22 protein-coding genes are annotated in these 21,758 nt (G+C 40.5%); 11 read left to right on the top strand and 11 right to left on the bottom strand.

Annotation, left to right across the window (positions count from 1 at the left end; all coding sequences use genetic code 11):
* The first annotated feature begins 159 nt into the window (after window positions 1-159).
* Both HWQ42_RS28995 and trpE read left to right on the top strand, forming a co-directional pair.
* Window positions 160-582, top strand: coding sequence for a photosystem I reaction center subunit II PsaD (locus tag HWQ42_RS28995; protein WP_292740001.1), 423 nt, complete (start codon window positions 160-162; stop codon window positions 580-582).
* Window positions 583-726: 144 nt separating this feature from the next.
* Window positions 727-2,256 carry an anthranilate synthase component I gene (trpE, locus tag HWQ42_RS28990; RefSeq protein WP_292817986.1) on the top strand — a complete coding sequence of 510 codons (1,530 nt, stop codon included), beginning with the start codon at window positions 727-729 and terminating at the stop codon, window positions 2,254-2,256.
* Window positions 2,257-2,361: 105 nt separating this feature from the next.
* On the opposite strand, the gene HWQ42_RS28985 is transcribed toward trpE, so the two are convergent.
* From HWQ42_RS28985 to HWQ42_RS28975, 3 genes are all read right to left on the bottom strand, one after another.
* Window positions 2,362-2,625 carry a hypothetical protein gene (locus HWQ42_RS28985; protein ID WP_292817984.1) on the bottom strand — a complete coding sequence of 88 codons (264 nt, stop codon included), beginning with the start codon at window positions 2,623-2,625 and terminating at the stop codon, window positions 2,362-2,364.
* Window positions 2,626-2,745: 120 nt separating this feature from the next.
* Window positions 2,746-2,985 carry a hypothetical protein gene (locus HWQ42_RS28980; protein ID WP_292817982.1) on the bottom strand — a complete coding sequence of 80 codons (240 nt, stop codon included), beginning with the start codon at window positions 2,983-2,985 and terminating at the stop codon, window positions 2,746-2,748.
* Between the two features lie 69 nt (window positions 2,986-3,054).
* On the bottom strand, window positions 3,055-3,267 hold the full coding sequence (locus HWQ42_RS28975) for a chlorophyll a/b-binding protein (protein ID WP_292739995.1): 213 nt from the start codon (window positions 3,265-3,267) through the stop codon (window positions 3,055-3,057).
* 605 nt (window positions 3,268-3,872) lie between these two features.
* Between HWQ42_RS28975 and HWQ42_RS28970 the strand changes: the two genes are divergently transcribed.
* Together HWQ42_RS28970 and HWQ42_RS28965 are read left to right on the top strand one after the other, a co-directional pair.
* Window positions 3,873-4,835 carry an orange carotenoid protein N-terminal domain-containing protein gene (locus tag HWQ42_RS28970; protein ID WP_292739993.1) on the top strand — a complete coding sequence of 321 codons (963 nt, stop codon included), beginning with the start codon at window positions 3,873-3,875 and terminating at the stop codon, window positions 4,833-4,835.
* A 323-nt stretch (window positions 4,836-5,158) separates the two neighbouring features.
* Window positions 5,159-5,851 (top strand): hypothetical protein, encoded by a 693-nt coding sequence (locus tag HWQ42_RS28965; protein WP_292817980.1) that lies wholly within the window; start codon window positions 5,159-5,161, stop codon window positions 5,849-5,851.
* Window positions 5,852-6,267: 416 nt separating this feature from the next.
* On the opposite strand, the gene HWQ42_RS28960 is transcribed toward HWQ42_RS28965, so the two are convergent.
* The 4 genes from HWQ42_RS28960 to HWQ42_RS28945 form a co-directional block, all read right to left on the bottom strand.
* Entirely contained in the window at window positions 6,268-6,723 is a 456-nt protein-coding gene (locus HWQ42_RS28960) for a nuclear transport factor 2 family protein (protein ID WP_292817978.1), read from the bottom strand.
* Window positions 6,724-6,861: 138 nt separating this feature from the next.
* Entirely contained in the window at window positions 6,862-8,898 is a 2,037-nt protein-coding gene (locus HWQ42_RS28955; protein WP_292817976.1) for a Piwi domain-containing protein, read from the bottom strand.
* A 230-nt stretch (window positions 8,899-9,128) separates the two neighbouring features.
* A complete protein-coding gene (locus HWQ42_RS28950) occupies window positions 9,129-9,950 on the bottom strand; it encodes a PD-(D/E)XK nuclease family protein (protein WP_292817973.1) in 822 nt (273 codons plus the stop codon).
* Between the two features lie 37 nt (window positions 9,951-9,987).
* The gene (locus HWQ42_RS28945; RefSeq protein ID WP_292817971.1) at window positions 9,988-10,191 is read right to left on the bottom strand and encodes a hypothetical protein; all 204 of its coding nucleotides are present in this window, start codon (window positions 10,189-10,191) and stop codon (window positions 9,988-9,990) included.
* An 80-nt stretch (window positions 10,192-10,271) separates the two neighbouring features.
* Here HWQ42_RS28945 and HWQ42_RS28940 point away from each other — a divergent pair, with 80 nt between their 5' ends.
* The 4 genes from HWQ42_RS28940 (at window position 10,272) to HWQ42_RS28925 (ending at window position 12,794) form a co-directional block, all read left to right on the top strand.
* Window positions 10,272-10,724 (top strand): helix-turn-helix transcriptional regulator, encoded by a 453-nt coding sequence (locus HWQ42_RS28940; RefSeq protein WP_292817969.1) that lies wholly within the window; start codon window positions 10,272-10,274, stop codon window positions 10,722-10,724.
* Between the two features lie 8 nt (window positions 10,725-10,732).
* A complete protein-coding gene (locus HWQ42_RS28935; RefSeq protein ID WP_292817967.1) occupies window positions 10,733-11,416 on the top strand; it encodes an ImmA/IrrE family metallo-endopeptidase in 684 nt (227 codons plus the stop codon).
* 121 nt (window positions 11,417-11,537) lie between these two features.
* Entirely contained in the window at window positions 11,538-12,125 is a 588-nt protein-coding gene (locus HWQ42_RS28930; RefSeq protein ID WP_292817965.1) for a Uma2 family endonuclease, read from the top strand.
* Between the two features lie 81 nt (window positions 12,126-12,206).
* On the top strand, window positions 12,207-12,794 hold the full coding sequence (locus HWQ42_RS28925) for a Uma2 family endonuclease (protein ID WP_292817963.1): 588 nt from the start codon (window positions 12,207-12,209) through the stop codon (window positions 12,792-12,794).
* 2 nt (window positions 12,795-12,796) lie between these two features.
* On the opposite strand, the gene HWQ42_RS28920 is transcribed toward HWQ42_RS28925, so the two are convergent.
* The 3 genes from HWQ42_RS28920 to HWQ42_RS28910 form a co-directional block, all read right to left on the bottom strand.
* Complete coding sequence (locus HWQ42_RS28920; RefSeq protein ID WP_292817961.1) at window positions 12,797-14,731, bottom strand: type I restriction enzyme HsdR N-terminal domain-containing protein; 1,935 nt, start codon at window positions 14,729-14,731, stop codon at window positions 12,797-12,799.
* Window positions 14,732-15,285: 554 nt separating this feature from the next.
* Window positions 15,286-15,690 (bottom strand): biopolymer transporter ExbD, encoded by a 405-nt coding sequence (locus tag HWQ42_RS28915; protein WP_094352241.1) that lies wholly within the window; start codon window positions 15,688-15,690, stop codon window positions 15,286-15,288.
* On the bottom strand, window positions 15,674-16,327 hold the full coding sequence (locus HWQ42_RS28910) for a MotA/TolQ/ExbB proton channel family protein (RefSeq protein ID WP_292817959.1): 654 nt from the start codon (window positions 16,325-16,327) through the stop codon (window positions 15,674-15,676). The genes HWQ42_RS28915 and HWQ42_RS28910 overlap by 17 nt, the downstream gene beginning before the upstream one ends.
* A 342-nt stretch (window positions 16,328-16,669) precedes the next feature.
* Here HWQ42_RS28910 and HWQ42_RS28905 point away from each other — a divergent pair, with 342 nt between their 5' ends.
* The 3 genes from HWQ42_RS28905 (at window position 16,670) to HWQ42_RS28895 (ending at window position 20,035) form a co-directional block, all read left to right on the top strand.
* Window positions 16,670-18,136 (top strand): energy transducer TonB, encoded by a 1,467-nt coding sequence (locus HWQ42_RS28905; protein ID WP_292817957.1) that lies wholly within the window; start codon window positions 16,670-16,672, stop codon window positions 18,134-18,136.
* Window positions 18,137-18,738: 602 nt separating this feature from the next.
* Window positions 18,739-18,984: a hypothetical protein gene (locus HWQ42_RS28900; RefSeq protein WP_094352238.1), complete on the top strand. Its 246-nt coding sequence runs from the start codon at window positions 18,739-18,741 to the stop codon at window positions 18,982-18,984.
* Window positions 18,985-18,994: 10 nt separating this feature from the next.
* The gene (locus HWQ42_RS28895; RefSeq protein ID WP_292817955.1) at window positions 18,995-20,035 is read left to right on the top strand and encodes a hypothetical protein; all 1,041 of its coding nucleotides are present in this window, start codon (window positions 18,995-18,997) and stop codon (window positions 20,033-20,035) included.
* Between the two features lie 121 nt (window positions 20,036-20,156).
* Here the strand turns inward: HWQ42_RS28895 and ilvA are convergent, their stop codons facing one another.
* Window positions 20,157-21,668: a threonine ammonia-lyase, biosynthetic gene (gene ilvA, locus HWQ42_RS28890; protein WP_292817953.1), complete on the bottom strand. Its 1,512-nt coding sequence runs from the start codon at window positions 21,666-21,668 to the stop codon at window positions 20,157-20,159.
* Between the last annotated feature and the right edge of the window lie 90 nt (window positions 21,669-21,758).

The raw sequence follows: 21,758 nt of genomic DNA, 5'->3' as shown, positions 1-21,758 counted from the left end.
CGCTAACAGCACTCCTGAAGGGCATGGGGCATTAATTTTTAACAAATGACAAAGAACCAAGGACAAATGACTAAAAACTGTTACAGTCTATGACGCGATCGCAATATGATCCTGGTTGCGATGTTAGGATTGCCTAAAAACGTTGAGAGAATAGACTTTATGGCAGAAACACTCTCTGGACAAACCCCGCTATTTGCTGGCAGCACTGGTGGCTTGCTTACAAAAGCAGCAGTAGAAGAAAAGTACGCTATCACTTGGACTAGCCCGAAAGAGCAAGTATTTGAATTGCCTACAGGTGGTGCTGCTATTATGCGGAAAGGTGAAAACCTGCTGTATATAGCTCGTAAAGAATATGGCATCTTTTTGGGCGGTCAGCAACTTCGTAAACTCAAAATCACAGATTACAAAGTTTACCGGATTTTACCCAACGGAGAAACTACCTTACTTCACCCAGCTGATGGTGTCTTCCCCGAAAAAGTAAATGAAGGTCGTGATAAAGTGCGTTTTCTCCCACGCCGGATTGGGCAAAATCCCAGCCCATCACAGATTAAGTTTAGTGGTAAAACTACCTATGATGAATAGGGACTAAGACTGGGGACTGGAGAAGAAGCAAGAGAGCAGGGAGCAAGGGAGAAAAGTTTTTCCCCTCTGCCCCCTGCTCCCCGCCCCTGTGCATCTTTTCAATGCCCCATGCCCCATTCCCCATGCCCCATCCCTAAGCAATTTATGGTATTCCCCGATTTCTCCGAATTTTCTCAACTAGCTCTACAAGGCAACTTCGTCCCGGTATATCAAGAATGGGTGGCAGATTTAGATACGCCCGTATCTGCTTGGTATAAAGTCTGTGCGGGTCAGCCTTATAGCTTTTTGTTGGAATCCATCGAAGGTGGGGAAAAGCTGGGACGCTATAGTTTAGTGGGCTGCGATCCGGTGTGGGTTTTGGAAGCAAGGGGCGATCGCACGACTCAGAAAAACCGCGATGGTTCGCAGGTGGTTTTTAGTGGCGATCCTTTTACAGCTTTAGCCGAATGTTTAGCACCTTATCACCCAGTGAAATTACCACAGCTACCGCCAGGAATTGGCGGTTTATTTGGGTTTTGGGGCTATGAGTTGATTAAGTGGATTGAGCCGCGTGTGCCAATTTATCCACCAGATGAGCGAAATATCCCTGATGGGTTGTGGATGCAGGTAGACCACTTGTTGATTTTTGACCAAGTGAAGCGGAAAATTTGGGCGCTCGCTTATGCTGATTTACGCGACCCGAATGTAGATTTGAAAGCAGCATATCAACAAGCTAGCGATCGCGTCACCCAAATGCTCGAAAAGCTATCTCTACCCCTATCGCCGGAAAAAACTCGATTGAAATGGAATCCGCCAGGGAGCAGGGGAGCAGGGGAGCAGGGGAGCAGAGGAGCAGAGGAGTATAAGAGTAATTTTACCCGCCCTGATTTTTGTGCCAGCGTTGAGAAGGCGAAAGATTATATTACAGCAGGTGATATTTTTCAAGTAGTAATTTCTCAGCGACTATCAACAACATACACAGGCGACCCTTTTGCCCTTTACCGGTCGCTACGTCAGATAAATCCTTCGCCTTACATGGCTTACTTTAACTTCCAAGATTGGCAAATTATCGGTTCCAGTCCTGAAGTGATGGTGAAAGCCGAAACCGATTCTGATGGTGGAGTGATAGCGACGGTACGCCCAATCGCTGGGACGCGTCCACGAGGTAAAACTACTCAGGAAGATGCAGCCTTCGCTGAAGATTTACTCCAAGACCCCAAGGAAATTGCCGAACACGTGATGCTTGTGGATTTAGGGCGGAATGATTTGGGGCGTGTTTGTCAAAGTGGTAGCGTCAAAGTCGATGAATTAATGGTGGTTGAACGCTACTCCCATGTAATGCACATTGTCAGCAATGTTGTGGGTAAATTAGCAGTTGGTAAAACAGCATGGGATTTACTGAAAGCTTCCTTCCCAGCAGGTACGGTAAGTGGCGCACCCAAGATTAGGGCGATGGAAATTATCCACGAGTTAGAGTCTAGTCGTCGGGGTGTTTATTCCGGTGTGTATGGGTATTACGATTTTGAAGGACAATTAAATACTGCGATCACAATTCGCACAATGGTAGTGCATGATAAGACAGTAAGCGTACAAGCCGGTGCAGGTTTGGTAGCTGATTCTGAGCCAGAGAAAGAATACGAAGAGACGCTGAATAAAGCTAGAGGTCTATTAGAGGCGATTCGTTGTTTGCGTTGAACTGGGGACTGAAGAAGGGAATAGGGTACAGGTTAGAGGGTACAGATTATTTCCTGTAACCTGTCACCTCTCCCCTAACCCCACTCCCGTTTACTGTTTGTATAGTTACTTTCCCATACAATTAATTGCACACTGGTTTTTGTTGCTTAATTGTAAAACCGGGCTTGATATAAGTACAGTAACAGTTCGATCTGCGGTATGAGCATCCAGACCAGATTTTAAAAGTTGATGTACCAATACCCTTCTATTTTGAATTACATAGGTTTTACTTTGAACAGCAAGATGTTTGGAAACGATTTGTGCTACTTCTAAGCCCACGTATCCACAATACCGTGATAAATTGGGAAGTTTTATAAATCCAATCAACATCAGACTTTTTCCAAAGCTAAACAGAGTTTTTTAAACTTATTGAAAATTTAAAAGAAGTCCTGGTATCCAAATCCAAGACCTCTGTTGAAGTTACTACAGACTAGAAATGAACAAACTTACTCATCCTAATTGGCTAAAGTAAATCGCCCAAATAATTCCAGTTACTCCAATCGCAATTAAAAGGTTAGTGAAAAATCTGCCGAACTCAATTTCTTCTCCCAGCCCTTTGTCGTCTTGACCGACAGTAAAAAACAGTGACCAGGCTTGATTTGCATTGATAGTCTCAAAGTTGTTGAAATCAGGTCTAAAAACAACGGTTCCAATTAAATCCTTTTTGGGATAATCAAAATCAGTTTTCATAAGTAAGTTTGCCTCTAAATTGCTTTGTTCGTCAAGTGAATAAAATTAAAAAATCTCAAAGTGTCTTATTTAAAGGCTGGTTAGCCATCCAATCAAACCATGTCCGGTAATAACTTCTACAGCTAGGAGTGAAACAAAAGCAATCATTGCCAAACGCCCATTGAGTTTTTCGGCATATTTGGTGAATCCTATCTGTGGAGTTTCATCAACATAAACTCTGGGTTCAATCGCAATTTTGTTGAGTTGACCGCGTTCGTTAATGGTAAAGCCTTTACTTGCCATTTTTACTCTTTGTTTTTGCTCTCCGTAAACGAATATTAACTATTGTAAATATTTTGTGCAACTACTTGACATAGAAATAAAAGTAGTAAGAACCGTACCAAGTAAGTAGGGTATTTTGGATTTGTACGAGAACTAGGCGTGTCTACAGTCGGCTCAATACTGTTTGCTTAAGGCAAGAGACGCGATTCTTGGAAGGGGATGCATACAAAAGTATCAATTGCATTAAATGAGACATCAGGAAAAGTTATTTTTTTATAAGCAGAAGTTATCAATATATAGCTGAGAAAGTATTGCTTATTTGTAACGAACTTGTTATGTTTCTTTACATAAAGATACAAAAACAGCATTAATGCGTTAAACCACCGTTAATCAAGGCTTTTTAAATGACTATGCAGTTGAGCCTGCAATGTGCTTTGCCAAGTATCTAAACTCAATGGCAACAGCATCACTATGCCTTTTTTAGAGCTATGTCTACAACAGGCTGTCTAGTGATGCCGAAACTACTGAGTGCCTTTATTAACGTTTCAACGCATTTCTCCTCGGTCTTTGCACATTTGATTTTTTACATTCGGTAGAACTGTAATTTTCTTTTTGGAATTTCTGCTATGTCTTTTACCATCCAGTCGGCTCAAAGTATTTTTCCCGGCACCCTAGTTGCTGACGTTGTTCCAACCGTCGTCGAATCATTCTCTAAGCTCAATGCTGAAGACCAACTAGCATTACTTTGGTTTGCTTATACCGAGATGGGTAGAAGTATTACAGTTGCGGCTCCTGGGGCAGCCAACATGATCCTTGCACAAGGCTTACTCGAACAAATTAAGCAGATGCCTTTTGAGGCTCAAACGCAAGTCATGTACGATTTGGCTAACCGTGCTGACACTCCTCTGTGCCGTTCTTATGCATCCTTCACCGTAAATATCAAGTTAGGCTTTTGGTATCAGTTAGGAGAATGGATGGCTCAGGGAATCGTTGCTCCCATCCCACCAGGTTACAAGCTTTCTTCTAAAGCTGCCGATGTGTTACAAGCTATCCGCAATGCAGATTCAGGCCAACAAATTACCATCCTACGCAATACCGTAATTAGCATGGGATTTGATCCGAATGCTCCTGGTAGTTACAAAAAAGTCTCAGAGCCGGTAGCTCCTCCTACTGCACCAGCATTTCGGACTAAAGTCACCATCGAGGGCGTCAACAATTCTACAGTACTTGGCTATATCAACAACATGAATGCCAATGACTTTGATGCTGCGGTTTCTCTGTTTCGTTCCGAAGGTGCTTTGCAACCTCCCTTTGAAAGACCAATTGTTGGTCAAGACGCAATCCGCGCTTATATGCGTGAAGAATGCCAAGGGTTGAAGATGCTCCCAGAGCGGGGCGTATCTGAGCCTGTGGAAGATGGCTATACCCAAGTTAAAGTTACAGGCAAAGTCCAAACCCCTTGGTTCGGTGCTAGTGTGGGCATGAATATTGCATGGCGCTTTTTGCTAGATCCCCAAGGCAAAATCTTCTTTGTAGCGATTGACTTGTTGGCTTCTCCTAAAGAACTGCTGAACCTAGTACGTAAATAAAGAGCTAGATTCGTTGCTGCTTAAGCGTGGATGAGTGAAGAAGCAATTGCCACCTCACCACGCTTAAGCAAAAGAAACTTTGCAGGATAAGGGCTTCTTTAGTATCTTTGTCCTGCGATCGCTATTGAAAACAAACGCTTCCATCAACATATTTTAGTTTTTAAAGTCTCAAAATATACGAAATTAGAACAAGTAGTATTGACTTCCAGAACCTTTCTCGCTCAAGAACATCTCAACTATTCTTTACTTGTTTATATTTAAATAACAATATATCTTTGGATAGAGTAATAATTTATTCATCTACCAAGGGTAATAGATTATCAATGACTTTTTTCAATTCCTCGGAGCCGCTCGTGCGTGAAAAACAGCAAGAGCTAGATTTTCAAGATATTCAAGGTCTAGTCTGTCTCAACTACCAAATTGGAAATTTCATCCTCTTTTCAAAGTTTTATACTCGCGTCGATCAAGCATTTATTCTCTGGGGACTAATTTCATCTGGAATTTTCGTAACCGCTCAGTTTCTACCCATTAGCTGGAGTAGCCAAGCAATTTTGTGGTCAGTGCTTACCTTATTAGGTGCAGTTGGTATGGTAACTTTAACTTGGTTTTGGGCAACTGTAGAACAGCTACGCTGGGTTATTTATAGCTGGGCGATTTTAATCTTAATGGGTTTAATCTTGACCGATCTGAGCATTTTTTTGGGATGGGGAGAGGTGTTAATCCGTTTGTGTCCACTGTGGTTAGGATTAAGTGCCATCGGCTACCTTTGCACCGGGGTAGGAATGCGTTCACGCACATTTATTTTGATGGGGTTTATTCATTTGCTGGGAATTTTAGTTTTGCCATACTGCGGTGTCATGCAGTTTCTCTCAACGGGGCTAATTATGACCGTTAGTTTACTGTTACTAGCAGAATTACAATGGGATATGCAATCTTCAAGTGATTACAGCCAATTAACACCACAACAAAAGCAGTTTAACCAAGCACAGTCGCAACGGCGACAAATGACTAACTAAAGTTATAAAGAATTAAAATCTTACTTTAGACAAGTTTGTATAAACAATATAGCTATATCTCTTGACTAGGTAGCATTTATACTTGAGAGAGAGAGTTTTTCACCCAACTGTTAGCTATTCTAGTTGATGAAAACAGACAGCACTGTATGGGTGTTATGCCGCTGTGGCCCAATATCAGACATCGAAGGAGAGCGATCGCAGATGTTTGAACAGTGTAAATAAATAAAAATCCTTGACGGTGTGGAGTTTTTGTCGCTTCCTCCACTTTATTATCACTTAGGGAAGGTTAAATTCTTCATCAGAGCGGTCTGAGGTGATAGGCGTCTTGCGTTTTTTACATTACAAGTTAGTTTTGAAACTGCAATATCCTTGATTCAAAATAAATTAAAGATATTGGAGTTTCACGGCTAATGTAACTATCTGTTAATTGGCGTTTGTGTGTCAAAATATTCACGCCAACGACTAATTTGATTATCCCTAAAATCTACAACAATTACGTCATCAGCTTTATTACGACGACCTGTCGCCTTTTCTGTATCTTCATAGTACCATTCTACTGCTGCCTGATTTGCTCCAATGATAATCCGCTGGATGTCTATTTTGACATCTGAATACTCTTGTTTAAAATTGGCAAGTCCTTCTCGAATTCTTTCTTGCCCCCGCCAGCATTGACCAGGTACGATTAGTTCTCCATCAATCGTAAACAATTGTGCAAGAGTATCGACATCTTGAGCAACCCATGAATCTTTAGCTTTTTCTATTAATATCTGGATATCTTGTTGGTTCATAGACTGACTGGCAAATAAAGGTGTGCTAAAAGTTAAGCTAACAAATATAGTTCCTAACACTAGCCATTGAGATAACCAAAGCATCTAGATTTTTCTACCCTCTAAAGTATCAAGCTATAGAGCATTAGTAAAATTTAACCAGAAGTTGTTTGCATTGCGATCGCTCCTCCGAAAAGTCAGATTTTGATTGGATGCAGAATGTCTGTAGCGTTGATGTTAATTTTACAGCCAAAACTGGCGATCGCCTTCCACTGTACCTGGAGCAATTCCTTGTAAGCGCCGATAAGCTATTTTGTCAGAACCGTATAATGGAACGGGTAAGCGAGGTTCTTTCAACGCCCCGTGATGTAGCAATGTTAGTTTAAGTGTAGCTTCTATTAAACTTTCAATTGATACTTGCTGTTCATGTTCAGCATCGGGAATAACCTTTAAACGCAAAGGATAAGGTAAACCCATTTTCTCAGACTTAACTTCAGTAGTGACTAAAATTACTTCATACGGGGATAAGCGAAGAGCTAGCCCTTTAGTTGGTGCTGTCACTACAGACTGCTGAAATTTATATAGTCGTGGAATCTGAGATTTTACACACTCTACCAAAATAAACTTTGAACCAATAACTTTTGCTCTTTCTCTTAAATTTTTTATTTCATCACCACAAAAACGTCCATCACGGTAAATTAGTACTGTTTTTTGTCTTAATTCAGCAGATGGTAGAAACCTCTCTAGTGTTCTTTTATCAATTGTTTCCCCCTCGGTTAAAGCATCTTCCAGTCGGTAACGAATAAACTCCCCTCGCTTGTCATAGAGACGCACACTCGCACAGACATTTCTACTTCCAATTCCTTTCTTTTTAGAAATTCGGGAAACATCAAAGCCAATGAAGTAATCAGCTATTTCTAAAGGTTCAGCTAAAATAAAGGGTAAATTTCCTAATTTTGCGAGAATTCCTGGAATTACCTGATGAAGGATATTTCCATAATTACTGGTATTTTTTAATGTCTCTTCATAAATTACTTGACTAGCAATTTCTCGCCGGAGTAAGCGTGAAGAAATAAATGAATAAAAGCTACCATCATCAGTATTATCAGCATGGCGATCGCTCTGAGGTAAAAATGTCAAAACAATGTCAGTAGGAATTGCCATTAAATCATTAATAGCTTGCTCAACTTTTTCTCTATCATCAGACACACTTGAGCTACTTACTGATACACCAACTCGATGAACAATTATGCTTTCAAACCCATAGTATTTTAGGCGTTTCTGAACTTCCCTAATAAAAGGATCTGCTTTCAAATCACAAAGTTTCAAAGCTGTAATACGAATCGGTGTTGCTTTATCTTCATATTGAGCTTGACGACGATAAACGCCTCCTTGTGATAGTCCTTTAAGGACATCTCCTCTCCTACTAATAAAATTTTGAACAGATTTTTCCTTTCCAAATAGAAGTTGAGTATCTTCAAGCTTAAATTTTAGTGGCAAGAATAATTCAGAGCAATTACCGCTCTTTCTACTATTAATACAGGTTTCCGATAACACAAATCCATAAATACTTAAAGCTAGCGCAGCTTCTTTTTTGTATGAAGCCAAACTATTTTGCCGCTCTTGATAAGGAATCTTAGCTTCTTTGAGTAAATCCCCATAGTTTACATCAAATTTTTTGGCAGTATCCTCTGTGATACAGGGAATAAGAGCGGCCATTGCATAAGGATATCGTTTTTTATTCTTACCAAATTGCACAAGTACAACAGGTTGATCTCTCGGTGCTTCACGAATAGCGATTTCACTGGTTGATGCAGGCTTATAGTTGAGTAATTCTTCTTCACGCTCACCAATAGTTCCTTCAATATCTACAATAGTAGCTGAACTATTCTTTTCAATATCTCGAACATTTAAACCAATTAATAAATCTCTTGGATTTTGTCTATAAGGATGATTCTCGTAAAAATCAGACAATTTTCCTTTGAATACAAAAGAACTGCGAATGGTTATAGCAATAGCTGGGTGTGAAATATTTTTAATTTCAATTGCTTCTGCCCAAAATTTTGCTTCTCGTCTAACTTCAATTTTGTTAAATGGAATACTAAAATATGAAAATGGTCGTCTAATTTTTAATATTCTTATAGCTAGTTCAGAAAGAATATCAGCAGATATCTGTGGTTGGCTTACCCACTGAATTGAATAATAGCGATCGCCAATATCTTTTTTCAATTCCTCTTGAATTTCTGTTAACGCTTTTCGCAATTCATCTAAAGTTGGCATTGGTTGATCCGGTTTAGCTAAAACCCAGAAATTACCATCTGCAAAAATGACTATAATATCAGGAAATTTCTGACTGAAGCGCCAACTTAAACGATTTCCTATTTCAGTATCTACTCTGGGAGTCAGTCGAAAGCAGATTAAGTTAGGTTGAGGAATATTTAGTAAAAATATTTCTGCCAAAAATATTGGTGATATATTAGTTTTTAAGGGGGATTGAAGCACACCAGCAGTCATGTAGAAACCTCTGATATAGTAAATTCACAAATTGAGTTAAACGGACAGTAGCGACAACTTACACCCGGATTTTGGGGAAATATTTGACTGAAATCAGCAGAATTGTTACGATAGCGTCTCAATTCTTCTTGATGTCGTTGAGCTATTAGAGCAAGTTCTATCTGAAAAGCCTTAAGAGTGTTAGGTGTTGCGCTGATAGGTTCTGACCACTTACCAGTTTCTAAGTTATAAAAAGACGCTACTGCTTTTTGCTGGGGGTATCGGTAACTAGCAGCTAGTAAATAAATGTACCCTTGTCGCCGATCAAAATCAGAGTGGCCAGTTTTGAAATCTAAAATGTGCAAAGTATCATCTTCTTCGGCAAAAATGCAGTCAATCGCAGCAAAGAAGTTAAAAGATTGATTACCCTGTTTAATCAGAATTGGTTCTGGAAAACCCTCATCACCTCGGCTAAGTTGAATAATTTTCTTCTCAGCAAGAATTGGATTTTGCTGGTAGTTTGTCAGTATCTGAAGTACTCGCTGCTGAACCAAATCTGACTCTTTCCGCAATTCCAGAATCTCTATCATTTGTTCTATAGCGTCTTCCTGATGTAACATCGGGGAGTTTTCATGAAACTCATAAACTCCCTTTTGTGCTAGTAATCCAATTCGCACAGGAGTGCTATCACTTGCCAAGATTACTGCAACCGCAGGTTCTCGCGATCGCGCTTTTGTAAAGCCTCGTTTCATGTCACAGTGTAAGTGTTCTTTCCCTATGGGTGGAGAATACTGCAACCATAGGTTGTAACTGGCAAATGGTAGCCAATTTTGGCTCATTGATGTCAAACCCCAGAATTTAGCAGAGAAAAAAATCTTACTTGGTTAGGATTTCGTAGATTGCTGTATATACATCAATCTCGGTGGCGATTTCCAAGGTATGTAAGCCTTCTAGCATCTGTTCCGCAGCCTTTATGAGTTGTGGATTGCGGCTTGATTTTTGAATTTCTTCAAGCAGAACTGCTAGAGGTCTACCGACGGAAAAACATAATTGTTCAGAAGTTACAGCTTGTTGTTTCATAAAATTGAGTACTCCTGTTCTAGGTATGTATAATTTAAATCTCAAAAAAACTGATAATTTGCGATCGCACAGGTTATGCGATGAGTTATACTGAGATTATTGCACATAATGACCATGTTGACCAACTTAATCAACTTTGTCAAGATAGCTCAGGAAATTTTGGGAACACTGAAGTGAGTAGAACTTTTGGCCATATTATTCGTACAGCCCGCAAGGAAAAGGAACTCAGTCAGCGTGAAATGGCTAAATTGATAGGTGTAGATTACACCTACCTATCCAAACTAGAGAACGATCATGCTGGGTATCCTCCTAGTGAGGATGTCATTCATAAATTAGCCCTTCACCTAAATTTGAATGAAGAAGAGCTAAGGCACCTTGCTGGTCGAATTACACCTGATGACACAAAAGTTTTTGAGGATTTGGTCAAGAAGTATAAGCAAATGCCTGCTTTATTACGCCGAATGAGGGATGAGCCTGACTTCGCTCACAAATTACTGAGGGAAACAACAAAATCAGAAGGTGAGGAGAAGTAGAGTTAACGGTGAGCAAACAGCATTCCTTTATTTCCAAAGATCAATCAGAATTAAAAGTTATTAAGCCGTATCGCTTCATTCCCAAACATGACATTGAGCGTCGAGCCACAGACGTTCTCATGTATGTGCAAGCAAAGCGCCGACTTCCTCTAAAATGGCCAATTGATGCTGGTTATATGGCGGAAGCTCTAGGATTGGATATGGATTGTGGGGAAATACCTGCTGATGAGTATGGAGCGATCGCAGCTATGATTTTACCCACCGAGCGTAAGATTATAATGAATGAAAATCATCGTGCCCTACCTCAAGGATTTGAAGAGTCATCAATCGCTCATGAAATTGGACACTGGGTACTTCATATAGATCGAAACGAGGTTTCTAGATTTTCAGAACTCCAAGAAATGGGTATTGAAAAAACTGTAGAACCATTTTTATGCCGGAGCGTTAGTACTCAGCAAGGAATTGAATGGCAAGCTCAGTATTTTGCAAGTTGCTTTCTCATGCCACTTTTTAAACTAGAAGAAGTACAAAGAGGACGTGATTTAACTAATTGGAATCATCTTTATGCAATGAGAGAAGAGCTTGGTATCACAATATCTAATTTAACTAACCGCTTACAAAGCCTTGGCTGGATTTACATTCCCAAGGGTTCCAAGCAAATATATCTCGGTAAAGCTGCACCAAATGGGTAGACAAATTTATTTAATAGGTAAAGTGCGATCGCACTTCATTATCTCATCATGCGATGTCTACGACGGGCTACGCCTACGCACCCCACACAGCACTTAGAAAGTAAGATGCTCACAATAGCCTATGAACGCTACGACAACCACTTTCTCTTCTACACTCAAATTGAAAATTGACTTGACTGATGAGCAATTTTTCCAAATGTGTCAGAAAAATAGTAATTATAGATTTGAGCGCACAGCATCAGGGGAAATATTAATTATGCCACCTACAGGTAGTGACACTGGCAGACGTAATGTTAAAATCACCACTCAATTAGATATTTGGAACTCTGAGACTAATTTAGGCGAAGTTTTTGACTCTTCAACTGGCTTCACCCTACCTAATGGTGCAGAACGTTCTCCTGATGCTTCTTGGGTGAAAATTGAGCGGTGGAATGCTTTAACCCCAGAACAACAAGAAAAATTTGCCCCGATTTGTCCTGATTTTGTAGTAGAGTTGCGTTCTCGTACTGATTCCTTGAAAGAATTGCAAGAGAAAATGCAGGAGTATATCGAAAATGGCACTCAATTAGGCTGGTTAATTGACCGGAAAAACAAGCGAGTGGAAATTTATCGTCCAGGTAAAGATGTAGAGATATTAGACAATCCTACTAGTTTATCTGGAGAAAATGTACTTCCTGGATTTGTATTAAATTTACAGCAGATTATGTAGCTTTCTTGATTAAGAAGCACTGAGAACGAAATAAAATTTACCACACCACTAAACTAGAAAGTAAGATGTCGTGATAAGTCTATGAACGCTACTACAGTTGCCTTACCTTCTACACTCAAATTGAAAATTGACTTGACTGATGAGCAATTTTTCCAGATGTGTCAGAAAAACCGCGATTATCGATTTGAGCGCACAGCATCAGGGGAATTATTAATTATGCCACCTACAGGTAGTGATACTGGCAACCGTAACTTTGATATGGTTGTTGAATTAGGAATCTGGAATAAACAAACTAAATTAGGCAAAGGTTTTGACTCTTCAACTGGTTTCACTCTATCTAATGGTGCAGAACGTTCTCCTGATGTTTCTTGGGTGAAAATTGAGCGATGGAATGCTTTAACTCCAGAACAACAAGAAAAATTTGCCCCAATTTGTCCTGATTTTGTAGTAGAGTTGCGTTCTCGTACTGATTCCTTGAAAGAATTGCAAGAGAAAATGCAGGAGTATATCGAAAATGGCACTCAATTAGGCTGGTTAATTGACCGGAAAAACAAGCGAGTGGAAATTTATCGTCCAGGTAAAGATGTAGAGATATTAGACAATCCTGCTAGTTTATCTGGAGAAAATGTACTTCCTGGGTTTGTGTTGGATTTACAGCAGATTATGTAGTTTTATTGATTAGGATAGATATAACGCATTTCAAAGCGACTTTGTTCCCAAAGTGGTATTAAAGCCTGTTTAGCAGCATTTAACTGAGCTTGTGAAAAAGAGATTTTTCCATTTTCTATAATCCAAATAAATATGCGAGTGATTAAATCTGCCTTGAAACTATTCTCGTATTCACTATTATTTATTCTTACTACTTGCCGATCTAAGCAATCTATAGCATATTTAAAAGTCAAGTTTTTCCAGTCTGCGGAATTGCTATAATTTTTTTCTGGCGTATTTTTCCACTCAACTCTCCGTAAATTTCCGAAAATATAATCTATGCCTATTATGGAAGAATCCGTATTACGCACTAAATTTGTATAGGCTTGGTAATATGGTTTCAATAGTGAAGCTGCAATATTTTCCACATAGATATGTAACCAAGATTGGATATCACGAAGATAAGGTACTAAATCTCTAATATTATCAACTTCTTTAATCGGCGCACTTTCACTTCTATAATTTGTTATTTTTGCTAGCAATTCAGATTCAGATAATTGAGATTTGTTTGAGTAGTATTTAATCACTTGAGGAATATATTTATCTAATAACCACTGTTTGGTATATTTAGCTGTCCAAGTTCCTCGTACTCCAATATCTTGCTGCCATAAGCTAAATTTAGCTGTTTCAATAGATTGTAAATTAATATCATTTAGTTCGTAGAGTATGTTAACTTGATTGCTAGGTAATAAAGATAAATCTCTGTCAAACTTGGGGAAGATAAATGCATGATCGCGAATTCCTCGACTCACTCGAATTGATATATTTTCTCTATGGAATATGTGCCATTCTGACTTGCCTTTCTTATAATCAAATTCCTTAGTGAACTGCTGCATCAACTTCCATAATTCTTGTCTTACAGAAAAAAGGATAAAACCACGAACTTCTGAAAAGTTTACGAATTCAAAATCCCATGTTTCTAGAGCATTCTCAAATTCGATTATTGAGTTTTTATATCTTTGGCAAACTTCATCGATACACAAACACAAGTCTGTTGCTTCTAACTTTGATAAAATAACTGTTATTTGACCCAAATATACTGTAAAATTATTTTTATCTAATTCTTTCAAAAAACGACGACAACCCCAATTTGGATGGGTATGTAATCCTGTCATTAATTGACCTAAAATATCTTGATGATTTAAGTGAATTTTTAAACCTTTAAAAAGAATACTACTGAATTCTATTTGACAATTACCTTCTCCAAAAGCTTGGGGTAAATTACAGGCGATCGCTACTTTTGGTTTAACAACGACTAAGTGGCAGCCTTCTCGTGTTATAGAAGGCTCAAAATCACATTTTTCTAAAAAATACTGTAAATCTGGATCACGTGTGATTAATTTTTCTATTAAGTTGCATTTAGTATATGTCAAAATATCGATTGTATTTTTATCGATGTTTTTAACTAAATCAAAATTGAGTTTATTATAAAATTTTGAGGCAAAATCGTTATTTTTTAAAGTATCTATATTTGTATCAAATACTAATTCTTCTCGATTGTAATGTAGACGCTGAAAAACCTTGATATTATATCCATTAGTGACAATAAAAAATAGTGTTTTAAAATGATTACTATAAAATCTAGCTTGCTCAATAGCCTCATTTAACTTGGTTTGTTGCGGTTCTATAGCTTCTACAAAAATCAGTGATGTATCTGTATTTTGTTTTTTAACATCATCTGTTGCAAAATAAATCTGAGCAATTTCTGGATTCTTGGCGTAAGTTTCTGATTGATAGGTTTTTAAAGAGTATTCGCGATGACATATCTCTGGATAGCAGAGATAGTGAAACATTGGCAAAATCAACCTTTTTTTTACATCATCTTCATTTTGTAAAACACGATGGTCAAAACCTTGTATCCATGTAATGAATTTTTTAATTGACTCTGCAATAGTCATCAGATAATCTACCTGCTTGTATAAATTTGCTATGCCTTATTTTGTTCGTGTAATTAGCAATTTATCAAGTCAGTTTGGATTATGTCGTGATTGTAGATACTAGAATGGAAGCATTCGGCTGAAACTTAACCTTGGAACAACCTACACATTGAAGAAGAAGTCAGATAGTCAGAATGGGCTAAACGCCCCGCTACCGCTAACAGGAGTCAGAATGAAGACGCTGGTTCTGGCTCCTGAATTCTGTTTTGATAAAAGTTACTGCCTTTAGAATTAAACATCTGGTGAAAATCAGGTAGGCAAAATTAATTAATTGTGTATAACAAGGATTTTGGGTAACACATAATAGATTGCTGGAGATATCTATTAGATAAGAAGGAGTTAAGAGCCAGAATATAGAATTTTCCTGACTCTTTGAACTTCATTATGCCTAATAAGCTAATCGTCATTTAAATTGCATCATTTTCATGGTAAGAAAAGCTGCAAACCCTCTCCCTTGCTCCCTGCCCCCCTGCAATCTCAATGTGCAAATTAAATGCTTAACAGCTTATATCTATTTATTCTCTTTGGGTAGCGATCGCTAATTTAGCTCCCGGAACCTGACGTACCCGATCCATCACCGCCACTACCCGACCATAATCAACTTTTTCATCAGCATTAATAATCACTAACACTTCTGGGTTAGAACCAACTAAAGTCCGCACTTGCGCTGTTAAATCATCAACTGCAATTGGTTTACGGTTCAGGCTTACCTGTTCTTTTTCATCTACCGTAATGGTAATTTTAGTGGGAACTTGCTGTTGTTTCGCTGTGGCGGCCTTCGGTAAATTTACTGGCAAACCTTCTGAACGGGTTAAAAACAGAGTTGACATAATGAAAAATGTCAAAATCGCAAAAATCACGTCAATCATCGGCACGATGTTGATCTGTAGCGGAAGCTCTGGTTCATCTGGTAGACGCATACGTTTTTTCTCCTCGTTCATAGCGACGGCGGTAAAGTAATTCTAGCTGTCCACCATACTCCTGAATTAGTGCAATTTGCCGTTGGTACAATCCCCGGAAGGTATTGGCAAACATGAGTATGAATATAGCAACGATCAATCCTGATGCAGTTGATACCAGGGCTTCACTAATCCCAGCCGTAACATTTGTCGTTTTGCTACCTCCCACATCACCAAGATTTAGGGAAGCAAAGGAGGCTATCAATCCTAATACTGTGCCGAGAAGACCCAACAGTGGAGCAAGACTAATGATTGTCTCGAAAAGGTTTTGGAAACGTTTGAGTACAGGTATCTCAGCTTGCGATTCACTTTCTAAGGCCAAACGGAATTCCTCTGGATTTGGCTCTTCTAATTCTAAAGCCGCCAGAAAAATCCGAGCGAGTGGCAAATCTGCGTTTTTCTGAAGTTTATCCATTGCACCGACAAGATTATCGAGACGGTAGAGATTCAAAACATCTCGCACTACACGGCTTTGACGCTTATTAATCCGTACCCAAAACCTGACCCGCTCGATGATCAGTGCCACACCCAATACCGAAAACGCCAACAGGGGCCACATGACCACACCGCCTGCTGCAAACAAATTTTGAATTCCCATGTAGTGCCTCTATAACCTCATCCACAATACAAAATTAGACTACCAGAATCTAGAGAAAAGCTGAAACTTATTCTCAACAAAATATAAAATATAATGAGAATTTTTTCAAATGGAACGTTCATAATTTTTATTTACTCGTTCGTTTGTTTTACATAAATTAATTTAATTTAATTACAATAAAAGTTAATTTTGTCCAAAAATCATGATATTGGTGGTTTAAAAATATGTTTATGCTAGTCCGGGGTTCCGTAAAGCTATCCCAAATAATTTGAATTGTTTACTTGATATTTGTAACCTTGCATTCTAAGATAGCTTAATTAGTGAGAATAGGTAGCAATAGCTATGAGCTTTTCCGGCATTACTGTCGAGCAACGTTCCAAAGAAGTTGAGGCTCTCAAGTCTTTTCTGACTTACAGTCTAATAGGTTCACTGGCGCTGCATATCGGCGTACTGTCTTCTGGCATAAGTAATTATTTGACGAGAGTACCCACAGGAGAAGAAGAACCTATAGAGGTTGCGATCGTGGATTCTCCAACTGCAGAACCAGAAAAACCAATTGCAGAGATTCCAGAAGAAATAAAAAAAGAACCAGAAATTGTCCAAAAACAGCCTATAGAAACTCCACCAGTAGAAAAATTTGAACAGATTACAGCAGTCCCTCAGAAGCCACAGCCGATAAATACGCCGCCAAAAGCAATTCCTATCAAGCCAGAAGTTGCTGTGAAATCTGCACCTATTCCAAGATCGCTACCAGAAGTACCTGTGAAATCTGCACCCATTCCCCAATCAGCTCCGTCTGAAGATTCCAAAGCAAGTTCGGCAGGTGGCGGTGGTGGTGGCGGTGGCGGTGGCTCTGGTGTTGGTTTAGGCTCAGGTAGTGGTATTGCTGTAGGTACAAGCAGTGGTACTGGGCCTGGTGGAGGTACTGGTACTGGCACTGGCGGTGGCATTGGTAGTGGAACTGGCACTGGCACTGGCAGTGGAATTGGTAGCGGCACTGGCAGTGGAATTGGTAGTGGCACTGGCAGTGGAATTGGTAGCGGCACTGGCAGTGGAATTGGTAGCGGAGTAGGAAACCGTCCGACAGTAGCAACAGGGCCAACACCTCCAAAAACTAACAGTTCAGGTAATGGTAATGGTCGTGCAGCTTGCCGCGAATGTAATGCCAAGTATCCAGAAGCCGCAAGACGGCGAGGAGTTGAAGGCAGAGTAGAAGTAGCTGTAGATACTGATGCAGAAGGCAATGTTACTAATGTGCGGATTGCTCGCTCTAGTGGAAACCGCGACTTGGATGAAGAAACCAAGAGACAAGCGCGTGACTGGAAATTAAAACCCGCACAAGGTGGTAGACAAGGGGTATCGATCGCCACTGAATTTGCTCTACAAGGTTCACGGCGATATCGCCAAGTTCAAGAACGGAAAACACAAAGACAAGCACAAGAAAGAGAGAGAACCCAGCAGACAACGGCTGCTAACTCCACAGAGGCAGCTCCAAGACGTAGGCGCAGAGAGTTGACACCCCCATCAAGCCCAGCAATATCTGGATTTAGTCGGCGACTGGAACCTCAAAGAGCAGAAAGTCCTGCTAGAAACTCATCACCTGAAGCTAGAACAACCCGTACTCAAGGAAGTACAAGAGAGTCTTTACGCCGCATTCAGCCAGCGACTACCGATTCATCACAAAAGCCAGAAGCAACCACAAATCGGCGGCGGCGAAGAGATAACGCTAGCCAGAATAAATTGCGAGACTCTTTGCGCCGTTTACGCCAACAACCTCAATCGCAACCTGCTACTCCCAGTCAGCAGTAGTCTGTCAAGTTGAAATTCATGGGTTAATAATCAGCGCTTGAGCGCTTAACAAAGGACTAAAGTCCTGACTACGAATTTATTGACCCCGTGAAGTTGACTTGACATACTACTAGTAGAGGGATCAAACTTATTGGAATCATACTTTGATTAACAACGATCGCCGCCTCCTGTTTTTAGGAGGCGGTTGTTCTTTAGACAGAAATGGCTTCATTAAGCATTACCCATCTAGTATGAGGAAGAGGGGTTAGGAGTGCGGTAATTTTATGATGGGCTATTAGAGACACTGGCGATCGCTTGATTTGCCAATGAATAGTAATGGAAGTAAATCATCCTGCACTTTCTCCTACCAACTTTTATGAGCGGGGCAATGTAAATCGCCTGCGCTTAGAGAATGGTAGTAGTGTTTGCTCATCACCAATTATATGCTGATAGATATAGGCAATAGCTAACTCTCAAGTTGCTCATCTGCACTTTATGTCTAGATGTCAAATTCACTGATTTGAATAAAACTTCTACATAAACACACACTGATGCGGTTTGATTTGCTTGAATAGCTATATTGATAGGACATTGATAACGTCGGCAATTCACAATTCCTGATTATGGCAAGTAAATTCATTGATGTTAGAGAATATACTGTCAGGGCGCACAAAAGACAGATTCATACTCGTGTTTTCCAGTTTGTCTGTAAAGAGTGTAACGATCTGACAAAACGGGAGACTTTCGGCCCTCGACCTTTATATTGTGAGAGATGTCGCCCTCCCCAAGCGCCTAAGAAATCCCAGCCAGCATCTCACAAGGCAAAACCCAGAGCAATGTCTTATAAAAGTGACATCGATTTAAATTGATTAAAGCCCTATGACTCAAAATGGACAATTAGAACCGCCTCCGGGAACCTTTCTCTCACCATTGTTGGAATTACGAGACTATTATGCTCGCCTTACAGAAGAGTATGAACGCCTCTTTGTGCAGGCGCGATCGCAGCTGGATCATGTAGAAGCGTTGTTGTCTCACTGGTCTTTTTCTGATGCCAACAAGCAGATATCAAGATTAACTGCGACTGATGAAACCTCAAATCTTTCTGGGGAAAATTCTCTGCGGTTTTTATCACCCCTTGATGACATCGGCGAAATCAACTTGGTGGAGTCTGTACAGTCAGAACGAAAAGACTCAGAGCGAGTTGAGATAAATAATTCTTTTTCTGCTACTGTTGATACAAAAGAGAGCCAATCTCTAACGACATCAACAGATTCAAAGAGCGCCCCAGAGAACAACGATAGTTCAACGAAGGTAGTGGAAATTCCGATGCTACCTCAGTATCAGCACGCTATCTCGCGAATGGAAGCTATAAAACAGCTATTGCAAGAACAGATAGGTACTGTTTGTCATATCGATTTTATCGTGCGATCGCTTTATGGAGAGTTAGATTCCCATCTATTCAAAGTAGTTAAAGGTAGAGTGCAATCTTCCCTCACCCAAGGTAGAGAAAGGAATTACTGGGTAACTATTCCCGATGAGCCAGGTTGTTATACTCTGGATTTAAGTTTGGTAGCCCCAAATAATCGCAATGGTGCTTCTAGGAATATCAAGAACAAAAACAAGAAGCCTTTCGTTCCCCCGACAAAAACAGTACCGATGCTCAAAGCCTTTGAGGGTCAATTCTTAATTGATGCCCTCACCTCTCTGTTACAACAAAATCCAGGTAAAGTTTTCAGCGTGGCTGAAGTCATCGCCGGAATTTATGGAGAACTAGATTCTCAGCAAATTAGAGAGATCAAAAATAAGGTGCTGAATGAACTATCTAGAGGCTATCGGACAGGCAGATTCGCTAGGGTTCCTAATCAAATCGGCTTCTATACTTGGGACTCAAATCTGATATTGAAGGGGAGTTCTCGTTAAATTGGGCATTGGGCATTGGGCATGGGGCATGGGGCATGGGGCATGGGGCATTGTTTACTGCCCCTCTGCTCCCCTGCCCCTCTGCTCCTCTGCTCCCCTGCCTCTCTGCCTCTCTCCCCACCTATCCCAAAAACAGCTTGTACGCCGGATTCTTATTCTCATCCCAATAGCGATAGCCCAGACGATCGACAAAAGCTTGCCACTCTTCCATCTCGTGGGGGGGAACCTGGATACCGACAACGATTCGTCCGTAGTCTGAGCCGTTGTTGCGGTAGTGAAAAAGACTAATATTCCAGGCAGGATTCATGGAAGTCACAAACTTCATCAATGCGCCGGGACGTTCGGGAAACTCAAAACGGTAGAGTAATTCATTGTTAGCCAGGGGAGAGTGCCCACCCACCATGTGCCGCAGATGTAGTTTAGTTAGTTCGTCGTCTGTTAAATCAAGGGTTTCAAATCCATGAGCTTCAAAGGTTTCTACCATCTTGATAGCATCGGCACGGTTTTGAATTTGCACACCGACAAAAATATGGGCTGTTTTTTCGTCGGCAATACGATAATTAAACTCGGTCAGATTACGGTTGCCAATACATTCACAAAACTGGCGAATACTTCCCCGTTGCTCTGGAATTGTGACTGCAAAGATCGCTTCGCGGCGTTCGCCGAACTCTGCTCGTTCTGCCACAAAGCGGAGGCGATCAAAATTCATGTTTGCACCACAGGCGACAGCAATTAAGGTTTGTCCCTCGATTTGTTCTCGTTCGGCGTAGGCTTTGGCAGCTGCGATCGCTAATGCACCGGCTGGTTCTAAAATAGATCGCGTATCCTCAAACACGTCTTTAATCGCAGCACACGTATCGTCTGTATCCACCAAAATAATTTCATCTACATACTGCTGACATAAACGGAAGGTTTCTTCACCGACTTCCCGCACCGCTACGCCATCAGCAAATAACCCCACTTGGGACAAGCGCACCCGATGCCCGGCTTTAAGCGATTGAGACATGGCATCAGCATCAACTGGTTCAACACCAATAATCTTGATTTCGGGACGCAATCGTTTCACATAAGCCCCAATCCCAGAAATTAATCCGCCGCCTCCAATTGCCACAAAAATTGCATGGATGGGTTGCTGATGTTGCCGCAAAATTTCCATCCCGATTGTCCCCTGTCCAGCAATTACATGGGGATCGTCAAAGGGATGAATAAAAGTCAATCCTTTTTCTACTTCTAATTCACGCGCATAACTATAAGCATCGTCGTAAGTATTTCCATATAACACCACTACTCCGCCCCTCATTCTCACCGCATCCACCTTGACTTGGGGTGTGGTTACTGGCATGACGATAATCGCTTTGGTTCCCAAGCGTTGGGCTGCAAGGGCGACTCCTTGAGCATGGTTCCCCGCAGACGCTGCAATTACACCCTTTGCCAATATATCTGGTGGCAGTTGCACCATCTTGTTATAAGCACCCCGCAGTTTAAAGGAAAATACTGACTGCATATCCTCACGTTTCAACAGGAGTTGATTATTCAGCCGCGCAGACAAATTTGGAGCATACTCCAGTGGTGTTTCCTGGGCAACATCATATACACGGGCAGTGAGAATTTGGATGAGGTAGTCGCAAAACATGGGCGTCAAGGTGTTAGCAAATGCTGGATGGAAATTAATTCTACGTTACAAGCGATCGCACTGGTTTTATTGAATTGTTTTCTCTCGAAT

The organism is Nostoc sp. JL23 (genome assembly GCF_017115065.1).
In the GTDB taxonomy this organism is placed as follows: domain Bacteria; phylum Cyanobacteriota; class Cyanobacteriia; order Cyanobacteriales; family Nostocaceae; genus Nostoc; species Nostoc punctiforme_A.
Note: the sequence above shows the minus strand (reverse complement) of the source record. Positions and strands in the feature narration are given on the sequence as shown.